General features: G+C 46.9%; 13 protein-coding genes. 6 read left to right on the top strand and 7 right to left on the bottom strand.

Translation table 11 applies throughout. The annotated features are described in order from the left end of the window. Nucleotides 1–31: 31 nt before the first annotated feature. The gene (locus B5Z18_RS23145) at nt 32–1,780 is read right to left on the bottom strand and encodes a BamA/TamA family outer membrane protein (RefSeq protein ID WP_079471906.1); all 1,749 of its coding nucleotides are present in this window, start codon (nt 1,778–1,780) and stop codon (nt 32–34) included. 320 nt (nt 1,781–2,100) lie between these two features. Between B5Z18_RS23145 and B5Z18_RS23150 the strand changes: the two genes are divergently transcribed. Then, entirely contained in the window at nt 2,101–2,262 is a 162-nt protein-coding gene (locus B5Z18_RS23150) for a DUF1328 domain-containing protein (protein WP_079471907.1), read from the top strand. A gap of 72 nt (nt 2,263–2,334) precedes the next feature. Here B5Z18_RS23150 and B5Z18_RS23155 read toward each other — a convergent pair whose 3' ends face one another. Continuing rightward, nucleotides 2,335–3,093: a DUF695 domain-containing protein gene (locus B5Z18_RS23155; RefSeq protein WP_079471908.1), complete on the bottom strand. Its 759-nt coding sequence runs from the start codon at nt 3,091–3,093 to the stop codon at nt 2,335–2,337. Between the two features lie 348 nt (nt 3,094–3,441). Between B5Z18_RS23155 and B5Z18_RS23160 the strand changes: the two genes are divergently transcribed. Next, nucleotides 3,442–5,934 carry a TonB-dependent receptor gene (locus B5Z18_RS23160; RefSeq protein WP_079471909.1) on the top strand — a complete coding sequence of 831 codons (2,493 nt, stop codon included), beginning with the start codon at nt 3,442–3,444 and terminating at the stop codon, nt 5,932–5,934. 30 nt (nt 5,935–5,964) lie between these two features. Then, nucleotides 5,965–6,438, top strand: coding sequence for an acyl-CoA thioesterase (locus B5Z18_RS23165; RefSeq protein WP_079471910.1), 474 nt, complete (start codon nt 5,965–5,967; stop codon nt 6,436–6,438). Between the two features lie 47 nt (nt 6,439–6,485). On the opposite strand, the gene B5Z18_RS23170 is transcribed toward B5Z18_RS23165, so the two are convergent. From B5Z18_RS23170 to B5Z18_RS23180, 3 genes are all read right to left on the bottom strand, one after another. Continuing rightward, entirely contained in the window at nt 6,486–8,258 is a 1,773-nt protein-coding gene (locus B5Z18_RS23170; protein WP_079472476.1) for an ABC transporter ATP-binding protein, read from the bottom strand. Between the two features lie 137 nt (nt 8,259–8,395). Then, a complete protein-coding gene (locus B5Z18_RS23175) occupies nt 8,396–8,635 on the bottom strand; it encodes a hypothetical protein (protein WP_079471911.1) in 240 nt (79 codons plus the stop codon). 75 nt (nt 8,636–8,710) lie between these two features. Continuing rightward, nucleotides 8,711–8,908: a hypothetical protein gene (locus B5Z18_RS23180; RefSeq protein WP_079471912.1), complete on the bottom strand. Its 198-nt coding sequence runs from the start codon at nt 8,906–8,908 to the stop codon at nt 8,711–8,713. 129 nt (nt 8,909–9,037) lie between these two features. Here B5Z18_RS23180 and B5Z18_RS23185 point away from each other — a divergent pair, with 129 nt between their 5' ends. From B5Z18_RS23185 to nfi, 3 genes are read left to right on the top strand one after another with little or no spacing between them, the layout of a single operon-like run. Beyond that, a complete protein-coding gene (locus tag B5Z18_RS23185; RefSeq protein WP_159454400.1) occupies nt 9,038–9,706 on the top strand; it encodes an MgtC/SapB family protein in 669 nt (222 codons plus the stop codon). Between the two features lie 19 nt (nt 9,707–9,725). Continuing rightward, entirely contained in the window at nt 9,726–10,934 is a 1,209-nt protein-coding gene (locus B5Z18_RS23190; RefSeq protein ID WP_079471914.1) for a DUF763 domain-containing protein, read from the top strand. A gap of 23 nt (nt 10,935–10,957) precedes the next feature. Next, nucleotides 10,958–11,647, top strand: a complete 690-nt coding sequence (nfi, locus tag B5Z18_RS23195; RefSeq protein ID WP_079471915.1) for a deoxyribonuclease V — start codon at nt 10,958–10,960, stop codon at nt 11,645–11,647. A gap of 13 nt (nt 11,648–11,660) precedes the next feature. Here the strand turns inward: nfi and B5Z18_RS23200 are convergent, their stop codons facing one another. Both B5Z18_RS23200 and B5Z18_RS23205 read right to left on the bottom strand, forming a co-directional pair. Further along, a complete protein-coding gene (locus tag B5Z18_RS23200) occupies nt 11,661–13,283 on the bottom strand; it encodes a hypothetical protein (RefSeq protein WP_079471916.1) in 1,623 nt (540 codons plus the stop codon). A gap of 63 nt (nt 13,284–13,346) precedes the next feature. Next, nucleotides 13,347–14,510 (bottom strand): efflux RND transporter periplasmic adaptor subunit, encoded by a 1,164-nt coding sequence (locus tag B5Z18_RS23205; protein ID WP_079471917.1) that lies wholly within the window; start codon nt 14,508–14,510, stop codon nt 13,347–13,349. Between the last annotated feature and the right edge of the window lie 22 nt (nt 14,511–14,532).

Here is a 14,532-nt window from a genome sequence, read left to right on the forward strand (position 1 = left end):
TACGGAATGAAGGGGTTTCCTGCGCATGATTTTAGCGGAAGTTCAGCACCGTAGGTGCACGCAGTGCAGATACATCAAAGCGGAAATCAACGATCGTGGTTATTTCCAGCATCAGCTTCTTCATGGGGGCCGGCGCATTGGGATAATAGTAGCCGGAAACTTTGATGGTATTCAGTGAGAGGTTTTCATTACGTACCCGGAAACCGCCTCCCAATCCCAGGTAAACCGGGTTGCGGAGCAGGTCATCACTTTTGTTGGTGATCATGGATGCCTGTAGCGCCGTAAAGAAATTGAATTTGAAGCCGAGGAATTTCAGGGGGCTGTAGTACACGGTTTCTGACCCCAGGTTCAGGCGCTGAAAGCCATTGATCATGGTATTCCTGTATCCCCATATGCCGTACTCCATATTGATGTTGAGCGGCTTATTAAAAAACGGGTTAGGGCTGTTGAGGTAATCGATGTTCAGGAACTGGCGGAACCGCGATTTGCGGATATTCAGCAACCGGCTGTAATATTCCAGGCGGGCGTGTATTACGCCGTCTTCCCAGGCGTTGTTGAGCCAGAAGGTACTAAGACCGATCGTAGAATTAAAAAGGCCCTGGTTCCTGGTGGTCCAGAATTTCTGTGCTTCAATGCCGGTGTAGATCCTTCTCCGATCTTTCCAGCTTTCCCAACCGCTGGTGGCGCTGACATTGTACCCCAGGGGAATATCCTCCGTACGGCCAAAGCCAAAAAAGTAGTGGGCTTTAAAGTAATCGATGCGGTAAGCCTGTAGTTCTGCGAGGTACAGGCGGTGATTATTGTAAACGGGATCGTCTTTATACCTTATCTGGTCCGGCTTTCGCTGAAAAGATAAATTATAGTGCCTGGCCAGTACCGCGAAATTGGGCTTTTTCCCGATGGTGCCGTCGTGTTTATAGTTGTTGATGAAGTTATAGCCGATCCACCCGTCTATCACGGAATATACATAGTCGCGGTAAACACTGTCGCCGGTTTCCGGTAACGATCCGCGGATATTAATGGACCAGTTCTTTGACAATGCAAAACCGCCCACCAGTTTGGCAGAGTTGCGGTACAGCGGTTTATTGAAATTAATAAACACCGCTCCTTCAAAGGCATTGGTATCCAGCTGGGCGTAGTTATTCAGGGTAGTATAGCCGAGGCTCATATCTATGAAAGATCCCAGCACGTTGTATTTTGTATACCTCACTTCCGTGTTCCAGGTGGGCGAATAGTCCGAGCGCCACTGCATACCAACTCTAAGGCCCTGTCCTGCCCCAAACAGGTCGTTGTTGGATACACTGGCCCTGATGTCTTTTGCGCTGAACTGTGAAATGTCTACGCCATATTCAAAGAGATCTTTTGTGACCACTTCCACGTCGATGGAATCGCCGGTGGCGTTTTTTACATACAAACGGGCATCCTGTATAAACGGCCGGTTACGGAGGTAACGTTCATTGTCGGCCATTTCAAAGGGTTCCAGCGGTTGATTTTCCCGGAAGAACAGCGACTGCCGGATCACCCATTCCCTTGAATCGTAGTGCATACGGTTGGCCAGGTGGATTAGCTTCATGCTGGTGGTAAAGGTGGTATCGTTGATATTACGCGGACCGAAAACCTTTACTTTCCTATAGTAGATATTTCTGATCACTTTGCCCGCAAAGGGGGTAAAATACGCCTCACTTTTGATAATGGTGCTGTCGTTATCATTGGATTCCACCGGAACATCCTGTTTGGTAATGCGTTTTATGAGCGATTGGCGGTACTCTTTATTACGCATGGAATCGCGGTATTCCCCGATTTTTTTGAAAAGGCCACTACTTTTATGGGGGATAGTGTCCGCTGCAAGCGGGAACTGTTGGCCTTCTGCGTATAAACAGACAGGACTATGCAGGCCAATCAGCCAGCATAAGACAGTTAGTGTAGGCCATATTTTAAAATAATTCCTCAAATCTAGCAGCAGGTAACAAGTATATCGAAAAAAAATGAATTAGTAACAACCGCAATTATTGTACTTACCGGAATGATAATTGTGTAAAATTGAACGGATTACCTGGAAAAGTGTTACAAATATTAATTGTTCACCTTAAAGTTTTCGTTATGTTACGCTGGGCACTCATCTTTTTTATTGTAGCTATTATCGCAGCTGTATTTGGTTTCGGAGGTATCGCCGCCGGAGCAGCATCTATCGCCAAGATCCTCTTTTACATTTTCCTGGTGTTATTTGCTATTTCTTTACTGACAGGATTGCTGCGGAAATAAATACCGGTCATTTGCTTTTAGCTTTTAGTAAACGGTGTGATCAACATCTTTCTAAAAGCTAAAAGCAAAAAATTACTTCATGATGCTGGTTTCCCAGCCATCATATTCTGCATTCACCTGCTGGGCCAGTTCCCAAAGGCTCATTACCACACTGTCGATGGTGGCCTCACTGGCTTTGTCGGAGCGGGAAATACATAATTTATAGGGAAACTCAGGGTTGTCCGTTTTTTCTTCTCTGGCCAGTGCAAAACCATTTTCCTTAATATGCTCCCAGTAAGCAATTTTATCTTCCTCTGTTCTGAAGTGGATCCAATGCTCGATGATACGCTCTTTTTCTGAGGCATCCCCGTGCTGGCGCAGCATACGAAGTACCTTCCTGTTTTGAATGCGCTGAAATTCGTATACATCAGGAAAGAGAAAATCAAAATATAGTTCCCAGTTATTATCTTCCTTTACGCCGTAGTCGTAGCGGTAATCAGGAAAATTAACCATTGCATCCGCAATGAATTTATCATGCAGCAATGTGGTGCCTGAATAAAAGTAAAAATCGCGTACGCCATTTGAAAAGGTGCGGCCTACAAAATGCGCATCCAGTTTGGTTTGCAGTTGCTCCACCAAACTGTCCTCAATTTCACCCATGACGGCAAATTCATCGTTCTGCGGGAATCCGTCCTCACGTGGATTGTTAAGATATACTGTTATATATATGGCATTCGGCTTTTCCTTTAATGGCGCAAATCGTCTCAGATCAAGGTCAAGGCCTATTACTGCTGGACTTTCTTCAATATGGCACGTATAAATATCCCAGTCCGGTCGGTAATCCTTATGCATATAAAAAAATTAAAATAACGCAACAGCTGGCTGTAAAGATACGTAGCTCTGTAATACAATGGAAACGATAAACTTGTATTGACCTCTTTTTTATCCACAAAATTTAGCGTATGCTATGCGTTGGCCTCCACTCAATTATGCCGGTTAAAAACCAGGCTTAACACTAATTAACACTTGTGGTATTTTCTCTGCATATTCCTGCAACCGCCTACCACAAGGAATCCTGCGCGATTCTGTAGTTGAAACAGCGGACTGTAAAGGGTTCTAACCAACCTTTCATCCTAAAAACAGGCGATTCTTCATTCATAAAAGGTAATTTTACAGGGCTATAAATTGTTGGAAGCTATTATGAGAAAAATTGTATCGTTAATTACAGGCTGGCTGTTATTGTTTTGTATTACTGCTGTGGCGCAACAACCGGGTGGGAAAGCCGCCTCCGCCAGCATGGGCGTCATCTACGGCAAACTGCTGGATGCACAAACCGGCAAACCTATTGAGTACGCATCTGTAGCGCTGCTGCGCCCCGACTCTTCCGTGCAGACGGGCATGCTCTCCAAAACCAACGGGGACTTCAGTTTCGAGAATATTGCGCTGAGTAAATATATCCTGAAGATTAACTTTATCGGTTATGAAACCGTTTATAAAGCTACGGTGCTGTCTGACAAAACCAGCACCGTAGACATTGGTAATATCAAACTGAAAGCGAATGTAAAATCACTCGCCGCTGTGAATGTAGTGGGCGAGAAACCAGCCTTTACAATGGCTATCGATAAAAGAGTATTTAATGTAGAAAAGAACCTGGCCAGTATCGGCGGTACCGCTACTGATGTATTGAAACAGGTACCTTCTGTGAATGTGGACATCGACGGAAATGTAACCGTGCGCAATGGCACCCCTACCATCTTCATTGATGGCCGCCCCTCTACCCTCACACTGGACCAGATCCCCGCAGATGCCATTCAGAACATTGAAGTGGTCACCAACCCTTCCGCCAAATACGACGCAGAAGGCATGAGCGGAATCCTCAACATTGTGCTGAAGAAAAATAAGAAAGCAGGTATCAACGGCGCTGTAAACGCCGGCGTAACTTCCCTCGGCAGTACCAACGGCGGTATCGACTTCAACCTGCGCCAGGAGAAGTTCAACTTCTTTATAAATTATAATTTCCGTAACCGCAAATCCCCCATGACCAGCCGCCTTTTCCGTAAGAACCTGGGCGCCGATACCACCTCATATACGGAACAGCTGGAAGACGGTGACTTCTACCGGAAATTCCAGACCGGCCGCATCGGGTTCGACTGGTTCATCGATAACCGTAATACCATCACGATATCTGAAAATATCACCGGCGGTAATTTCAACCGGTATAATAATCAGATATTAAATGAACTGGACGACAAGCAACAGAAAGTACGCTATGGTACAGGGATCAACAATACACTGAACGGATTCCGCAACTACACTACACAATTAGGCTACAAGCATACGTTTGCCAAAGAAGGTGAAGAGTTGACGGCGGATTTCACCTATAATTATGCTACCGGCGACAACAGTTCCAATTACTCCCTGCAGTATTTTGATCTTGCCGGTCAGCCGGTTTATGATCCTAAAAAGCCGGAACTACGCTATGGCAGCGGAGAAGGAACCACTAAATATATGACTGCCCAGGTGGATTATGTAAAACCGCTGACAGAAAAATCCAAAATTGAAATGGGGCTGCGCAGCAACACCCGTCAGTTTGATAATTTTACCAATACCTACGGCCAGAATTATCCATCCGGCGATTTCTCACTGGATACGGCACTCTCCAACAGTTATCATTACCAGGAACAGATCAACGCGGGTTATGTAAGCTACACCGGCGCCAAAGATAATTTCGGCTACCAGGTTGGTTTAAGAGCAGAGCAATCGAACTACGACGGAGAAACAAGACTGGGGCAGAAATCTTCCTATAAGATCAATTATCCCATCAGCCTGTTCCCAAGCATTTTCCTGTCGCAGAAATTTAAAGGCGATCATGAGCTGCAACTAAACTATAGCCGCCGCATCCGCCGGCCGTGGTTCCGCGACCTGCTGCCCACCATCGACTACAGCGGGCAAAGCGCCAGCACCGGTAATCCGCAGCTGAAACCGGAGTTCACCAACTCTTTTGAATTATCTTACCTGAAAGACATTGCACATAAACACAACCTGCTGGTATCCGTATACTACCGCAATACCAATAATGCCATCACTGATTTTTACGTAGATACCACCCTGAACCTGAACGGGCAGGACCAACACGTATTACTCTCCTATCCTATTAATGCCAGTACCCGGAATTCATATGGCGCGGAATTTACGCTGAGAAGTCAGCTTACAGAAATATGGGATCTGACCACCAACATAAACCTGGCGCAAACAAAGATCGACGCCACCAGCAATGGCAGCAATCTTTCTAACCAGGGCCTTACCTGGTTTGGTAAATTGAACAGCAACACTAAGCTGCCGTGGAACCTCACTTTCCAGGTGAGCGCCGAATATGAATCAAAACAGATCCTGCCACAGGGCGAAAGAGAACCTAAATGGTCGGCCGATGCCGCCATTAAAAAGGACCTGCTTAAAAATAAAGCATTGTCTATTTCTCTCGGGATCGCCGACATATTCAATACTGATCGCAATCTTACCTATACCACTACCAGCTTTTCCGAGCAGGAAAATTACCGCAAACGCGCCACCCGTGAGCTGAGACTCAATGCTACCTGGCGCTTTGGCAAAATGGACACGCATCTCTTTAAAAGAAAGAATAACAAGTCCAAAGAAAGCAATAACGGAGAAATGGGTGGAGGCGATAATTTTTAATTCGTATTTTGTCGTTTGTAAACGACACTTATGGATTCTATTTATCATACTATTACCCTGCGGTTCCTTGCTGAACCATCAGACGTAAATTTCGGCGGGAAAGTACATGGTGGCTCTGTTATGAAATGGATTGACCAGGCAGGTTATACCTGTGCAGCCAATTGGAGCGGGCAATACGCCGTTACCGTATATGTAGGGGGTATCCGTTTTTTTAAACCAATCTCCATCGGCGACCTGGTGGAGATAGATGCGAAGATTATTTATACCGGCAATACCAGCATGCATATTTCTATTGATGTATTTGCGGGTAATCCGCGCCAGCAGCAGAAATCAAAAACCACGCACTGCGTAATGGTTTTTGCAGCGGTGGATGATCACGGCAAGACCGTACCGGTTCCTAAATGGACGCCACAAACTGCCAATGAAATAAGTATGGAAGGCTATGCAAAGAAACTAATGGATCTGCGCAAAGATATCGATGAGGAAATGCGGCCGTATATGTAGCTGCAGATGCTGTGATTATCCACCAGGATAATCACAGCATTCAACATTTAACTTGCAAACTGCATATCGCTCAATGTCCGGTACAAGCCATCCAGCCCTATTAACTCGCTGTGTGTACCTTCTTCCACAATATGCCCTTTGTCCAATACAATTATTTTATCGGCCTGGCGTACAGTAGCCAGCCTGTGAGCGATTACGATGGAGGTCCGGCCTTCCATCAGCTTGTCCAGTGCGTCCTGCACCAGTTTTTCCGATTCAGAGTCCAATGCGGAAGTAGCTTCATCCAGTATCAGGATGCGGGGATTTTTTAATACCGCCCTTGCGATGGCGATACGTTGCCGCTGTCCGCCGGAGAGTTGTATCCCCCTTTCTCCCACCACCGTTTGCAGCCCTAACGGGAACCGCTGTATGAATTCCCAGGCATTGGCCTTTTTCGCGGCTTCCTCCATTTCTTCCAGAATGGCGCCAGGCTTGCCATAGGCAATATTTTCTGCAATGGTGCCGCCGAAAAGGAACACATCCTGGGGCACTACCGCCATTTGTGAACGGAGCTGCGACAGTGGAAATGCAGTGCTTTCCTTGCCATCAAAGAGAATGCTGCCGCTTACCGGATCGTATAGGCGTAGCAGTAAGGACACGACCGTACTTTTCCCGGCGCCGCTGGGGCCAACCAATGCCACCTTCTGATCGGCATACACATCAAAGGAAACATCGTTCATGATGGTAAGATCCGGACGGGAAGGATAGTGAAAAGACACATTGCGGAAGCTGATTTGCCCGTCCAGCTGGTTTTCCGGCGCAATGGCCGTTACGGGGGTAATATCTTCCGCAGGTTCATCCAATATTTCCAGCAGGTGTTCTGTAGCGCCAATGCTCTTCTGCAGGTTAGTATATACTTCTGCAAGCCCCGCAATAGATCCGCCGATAAACAGGGAGTACAGCACAAACGACAAGAGGTCGGCCGTAGGCATACCGATGGAAACGCCTCTCCAGATAACAGCTACCAGTGCGCCAAAGATCCCCATGATGATAAAGGATGAGAAAGCCCCGCGGAATTTCCCGCTTTTCATACCGAGCCTCGCAGCTTCATTGGTGCGTTGCCGGTAGCGGGCAATTTCAAAAAATTCATTCGCAAAAGCCTTTACGTTCAAAACGCCCTGCAATGTTTCCTCCACCACGGTGTTGGAAGCAGCTACCTGTTCCTGTACCTGTTTGGAAAAGCGACGGATAAATTTGCCGAAAACCACGGCGGCTACCATCATCAGCGGCAAAATAGCCAGCATAAAAATGGTCAGGTGCGGCGAGGTGATTAATAAAATAACCACGCCTCCGATGATGATGATCATCTGCCGGATAAACTCTGCCAGGGTGGTGGTAAAAGTTTCCTGTAACAGGGAAATATCAGAGGAAATATGGCTGCTAAGCTCTCCCACCCTTCTTTCCAGGAAAAATTTCATCGGCAGGCGGATCAGGTGACTATAAATAGTTTGACGAAGCGTGGCCAGTGTTTTTTCTGTTACATTAACGAATAACACAATGCGAAAGAAAGAGAAAATAGCCTGGGCCACCAGTACGCCGATCAGCAGTACGCCGGCTTTGTTCATGCCATTAAACAGGTGTTCATTGCTTTTCGGATCTACCAGGTTACCCAATAGTTTCGGGAAGGCCAATCCGGCTAAACTTGAAATCAGGAGAAAAACAAGACCTAACGAAAACTCGGGCCAGTAGGGTTTTACATAACGGAACAGGCGGAATGTTTTTTTCAGAGCGGCTACCTTAATGGGTTGCTTTACCGCCGGGGTTGTGGTGTCGTTTTGCATTCGGATATTGTCTTTATTAATAGAGGTAGACGAAACGTATCCAAATATATTGTAAAAAGCGGGATAAAATCTATAATGCCTCCGGGGGATCGCTTTCCGTTGCAGGAAAACAAATACCAGAGGCATTATAAGTACGGCTAAGGCCGTGGTCTGTTTTTGGATGAATCGCCGGTGCCAGTCCCAAAGCGGGATGAATCTTCCCCTGGATTGATGGCTCCCGGAGGCGCCTGTGCCGCAGGCACAGTGTCTTGTTGTATCATACCGGCCGTGTCTGTGGTATTTACCGTTGAATCGGTCCCGGACTTATTACCGTTTCCGCATGCAGCGAGCATGAATGCCGATATACCTGCCAGCATGAGCATGTGTGTTACTTTCATAAACTGAGTGTTTAAGGGTGAGGTAATGCGGTTCTATCAGTTAACAAAGCGTCCTCCTTAAACAGGTGTAGCAGTTTATAAGCGGGTTGAATCCGGTTTGGTTTTAGCAGTATCTACAGGTATAACACTGGTGCTGTCTACTGAAGGCATGGATACAGCGGCGGAATCGGCTTCCTTGCTGGCCTCCTTTGAACTGTTACAGGCAAAGAGAAAAAAACTCAGGATACCGGTTAAACAAAGTACCACGCATGATTTATAGAAAAAGGCTTCCATCGTTGTGTTTTTTTATAATGATAGATTGTATTTTATAACAGACATTAAAGCAAGCAGTTCAATATCCTGTTACAATTGTTAAAGGAAAGAATTGTGCCAACACGTACATTTGCAGGTATATATTTTCAGATGATGAAAGATGTATTGCATATCATAGAAGAAGACCAGATACTGAAAGTGCTGATAGCGTTGGTAATGGGCGTATTACTGGGTCTTGAAAGAGAATATAAACGAAAGGCCGCAGGCATGCGTACCATGACGTTGATATGCATGAGCAGCACCGTATTCACGATACTTTCTGCTGAATTGGGATACCCCCATTCGGCAGACCGTGTAGCCTCCAATATCCTCACGGGCGTGGGTTTCATTGGGGCCGGCGTTATTTTCAAAGGGGATTACAGCATAGATGGCATTACTACAGCAGCATCTATCTGGATTGCTGCCGCCATAGGAATGGCCGTTGGTATGAGCGAGTACCTGCTGGCCGCTTCAGCCCTTGCCGGTGCGCTGATTGTATTGATTGTACTGGAATTTGTAGAAAGAAAGATTGCGGACATAAATGTTAAACGTTATTACACAATTTTTTTTCATGAAGAAAAATTTCCACATATAGAGGTTGAAAATATCCTACAGGGGTTTAACCTGAAGTATAAAAGAATGATGATAATAAGAAAGGAGCATATTGTGGAAGTGAATTACGCGGTGCGGGGCAGCCACGAAAAAATGGAGCAGTTTGATAATTTCCTGCTGACGAACAGCAACATCTCCCAATACGAGATACAGGCCAACCCATCGTAAGATCTTTAATTGAACTATTATGCCATCATATGCAGATCTGCCTTTACATTACGGCCAGGTTCCACCCTGGCTGGCAAAGCGGATGAGCCTTTTGGGCGGCGCTATTGTAGAGGCTATTGTGACAGACTACGGTAAAGGAGAAGTGATCAAAAAACTCAGCGATCCCTGCTGGTTCCAGGCGTTGGGCTGCGTGTTGGGTATGGACTGGCACTCGTCAGGCATTACCACCAGCGTAATGGGCGCCCTGAAAAAAGCAATCAATCCCCGTTCTGCTGAATTGGGTATCTATATCTGCGGCGGTAAAGGCCGCCACAGTAAACAAACGCCTGCAGAACTCACCGCCATTGCCAACAAAACCGGCTTACCCGGCGACCAGCTTGTGTACAGCAGCAAACTCACCGCTAAAGTGGATAATACCGCCGTCCAGGATGGCTTTCAGCTATACCTGCATTCCTTCATTTTGTCGGATGAAGGCGAATGGGCGGTAGTACAACAAGGCATGAATGATGCGAGCAGTATGGCAAGGCGCTATCACTGGCATTCGTCGGCCTTTCAATCGTATACGGAAGCACCCCATACTTTTATCTACGGACGTAACCAGGGCAGGATCCTTAACCTCACCGATTTAGAGGCCGGTACTACCAAAGCCGGGATCCTTCAGCTTACAAAAGAAAAACCGGTGCACCTGCTGCCGGAAATACGCAACCTCGTAATGCCTTCCCATCATGATGTGAGAGCAGAAAACCTAAACCTGAAAAGATTGGGAAGCGTGCTGGCCCTGGCGCACGATACCAGTCCTGCTGATTTTGAAACCCTTCTGATGCTGGAAGGCGTAGGCCCCAGAACGCTGCAGTCGCTTACGCTGGTGAGCGAAGTAATTCACGGCACGCCTTCCCGGTTTGAGGACCCCGCCCGCTTTTCGTTTGCACACGGCGGCAAGGATGGTCACCCTTTCCCGGTACCCACCCGGATCTATGATGAAACCATTCATACCCTGAAAGAAGCGCTGCAAAAAGCTAAGATCGGGGAATCAGATAAGAAGGATGCCATAAGAAAGTTGTCGGTACTTTCGCAGCAGATTGAAAAAGATTTTGAACCAAATACCAATTTTGAAAACGTGATAGAACAGGAACGCCGCGATTCCTGGAGATATGGCGGCAGAACCGTTTTCGGGAAAGCTGTAAAACCATCGGCACCCAAAAGCGGCGACCAGTTAACCCTTTTCTGAGCAGAAGATAAATAACGGAATCCATGATCGATTACAACACACTTACCGTTCCGGAAGCCACCATCATACAAAAGGAATTAAAAGATTCAGTAAAGATAACACCGTACAACGGCCCGTTAAACTATGTGGCCGGAGCAGATATTTCTTTCAATAAATTCAGTACTACCGTGTACGCCGGTATTGTAATGCTGGAATTTCCTTCGCTGAAACCGGTTGGCTATAGTCTTGTAAAAAAAGAGGTACTATTCCCTTACGTTCCCGGGTTCCTTGCCTTCCGGGAAGTACCCGCATTGCTGGATGCCTGGGCGCAACTGCCGGTAAAACCGGATATCCTGGTGGTAGATGGTCATGGTATTGCGCATCCGCGCCGCATGGGCATCGCCAGTCATTTTGGAGTGCTCACCCAACAACCTTCCATCGGCAGCGCGAAGAAGAAGTTATTTGGTGTTTATGAAGAACCGGGTATAGAAAAAGGCAGCTATACACCGTTAACGGATAAACAGGGGCTACAGCTGGGTAATGTGCTCCGGAGTAAAAGCAAAGTGGCGCCTATTTTCGTGTCGCCCGGACATTTGATAGATATTCCGGGCAGTACAGCAGTCCTTATGCAATGCATAAAAGGCTACCGTTTACCCGAACCTACACGACTGGCGCATAACGCGGTTAACCAATTCCGGACAAACATAATTTCTGAAGGATGGACCAGTCTTTGAATAAGTACGGCGACTAAAACTTTATCCACGCGATATTTGCTTTTTTCTCCAGGCCCTTTCGTGAAACCAACACGGTGGCATACATCCGCGTTTGTGCATTATAATCTGCCGCTCCCATCATACAGGCATATCCCTTTGTAACTTCCGGCGTACCGAAGAGAAACAACCGGTCCATCTTTCCTTTATAAAAACGGTAGCAGACAAAGTTCGCATCTGTTGCATATTTCAGGGGCTTACGCACTTTATCCTGTCCGCCGGTATCGAGGTATTGGAGATAGTCGTTGAAAAGTACAAAGGATACATCAGGCACAGGGATATAATCATACGACAACCACGTGTTGGTATTCAGCGTGGCGATCTTATTGCGGAATACCCATTCACTTTTACTGCGGCGTTGCAATTGAAAAGGCTCACAAACACCTGTGATCACCTGGTATTTGGAAACGGCCAGGGTGGAGTTCTCCCTTCCCGCCGTATCCAGCAGCGTGATCCCGATATCACCGAGATTGGTGTGCAGTTTATTCAGCTGGGAATTACCCTGTTTAAAAAACGAAAGACTTTCCATCAGCAGCGTGCTGCTACCATCTTCGTTCAGGTGTAACCGTTGTGGCGTGCCTTTGTATTCTTCTCTGTAGTTGAGGTTCTGCTGCACATTACGTGAAAGCTCCGGAAACGACAGCTGCACGTGCTTCTTCAGTTTACCGGTAGACTCCCTGAAGGTATTCATCATAATACCCGTGTACCCTTCTTTTTGTTTGGAAGATACATAGAGCAGCATCCGCACCTGCGAAGCAGCCACCTGGACTTCTCCGCCTATATTTCCAAAGCCGGCCGTGTAATCCAGCACTTCATGTGCAAACGTAGCTGAATCGGGCGATAGCATAGAAAAGAGCACCTTCGCTCCTGCATCGCCGTCTTTTCGTTTGGCATTAAAACCCACTGTGCCCAGGTATACTTTTTCTTTTCCCTTCACCGCCATGTTGATATAACTGAAATAGCTATACGAAGAATCTGGCAGGTAAAACAGTCCGTTGTTAATAATTTCATGACCCGGTGAAAAGTGCAGTACCCGGATGCGTTCATGCACGCTGTCGTTTTTCTGAATAGGCGCTCCTGAAAACATGGCTACTGCATAGTAATCGCTGTTGGCATCTTTCTCTACATACATATCATGGGAAGCGAGGTTATCGTCTATAAATACGCTGCGATGCTGTATGGTAGGCAGTTCCCCCAGTTTATCCTCCCGCAGTAACTTCCCTGTTTCCCCATCCAGTATAAGGCGGAACATCACGGGATTGTATTTCACCAATTGTTGAAGAAACAGTACCGGCTGACCGTTTATTTCAAAGATGCCATCTATTTCAGTAGACTCCAGGTCGGCCGCATTCCACTGCTGCGCGTGTACCGTATCGGTTGCTTTCAGCGCCCGGGCGGTGTCATAAATATTTACCAGCAGCCCGTCCTTTTTGGAGAAATGCAGGTATACGGTGTTACCATTCTTCAACTGCATCAGTTTGTCCCAGCCATCCTCCGGCTCGGCAAAGTCGGGCCCCAGGGTTACCACCGGAACCTGGGCTATGGCGAAACTGCTGATCAGCAAAGCTCCCAAAAGAACGGGCCATCTCAAATAGTTCATCTTCTTACTAATTATTAATTTCAAATATATGAAATTATTTAAATTAATAAGATGAATACATGGTTAGTGCCCTTCGTGCTCTCCGCTGTTTTTCAACTTGGCCAGCAGATCATACGCGCCTGTCACCACCACATCCCCTTCCGGCGCGTCTGCCGGGAAGGTTACTTCGGTATAACCCAGTTCACTGTTGCCTTTCTTTATCTCCAGCATATTGAAATGAAAGGTGCTGTCTGCGCCCGGTTTCTTTACAAACACGTATGCCTTGTTCTCAAAATTCACCACGGCCGCATCGGGCAACGCCTTTACGGCAGCAGCGCCGGTTTCAATCATCGCCTGCAGGTAAGTGCCCGGAAGCAGCTGCGTATCTTCTTCCTCCAGGTGGCAATGTACCCTTACCGTACGTTCCGGGCTTATTTCGCGGCCAATCAGATGAACCGTGGCAGTACGCGGCGTAGTTTCATTGGCGAGCGTGAAACGCACCAGCTGCCCGATCTTTAACCGTGGTACATCTTTCTCAAACACGGTCAGCTCCGCATGCAGATGCTCTGTATTTACAATACGAAAAAGTATATCCGCCGGCGTTACAAACTGGCCCAGGTTAACATTCACCTGTGTTACATAACCGCTGATAGGCGCATATACATTAACAGTACGCTGAATATTCCCTTTTTGCAAAGCAGTAAGGTTGATGTTCAGCACCGACAATTTTTGCCTGAGTCCATTTTCTTTCGCCAATAGAGTTTGCCAGCTGGCTTTGGCCTGCTGCAGCGTTTTCAGGGCGTTTACATTTTCTTTGGCCAATTCCTGCTGGCGGTCGTGTTCCTTTGTGGCATACTCCAGTTGACTGCTTACTTCCAGGTAATCCTGCTGTAACTGGATGTAGTCGAGGTTTTCCAGTACCGCAATTACCTGCCCCTGTTTTACCGGCATGCCCTGCAACAGGCTGGTTTGTTTTATAAATCCACCCATCGGCACGGAAATGCTTACCTGTTGCTGCGGCGGTACATCCAGCAGGCCATTTACTTTCACGGCGCCGCTGATCTGCCGGTTCTCAGGTTTACCATAAGTGATCCCTGCTGTTTTAAACTGCGCGGCAGTCAGCTCTACAACACCGGCTTCCTCTTCATGATCATGGGCATCTGTAGTAGCGGGTGTTTGTTTGCTTCCACAGGAAACAAGAAAGAAGATGATAACGGTAAAGGCTATATGTTTTTTGAATAATTGCATGATGATATTTTTTTGTTGATGA

Source organism: Chitinophaga ginsengisegetis, assembly GCF_900168065.1.
Classification (GTDB): domain Bacteria; phylum Bacteroidota; class Bacteroidia; order Chitinophagales; family Chitinophagaceae; genus Chitinophaga; species Chitinophaga ginsengisegetis.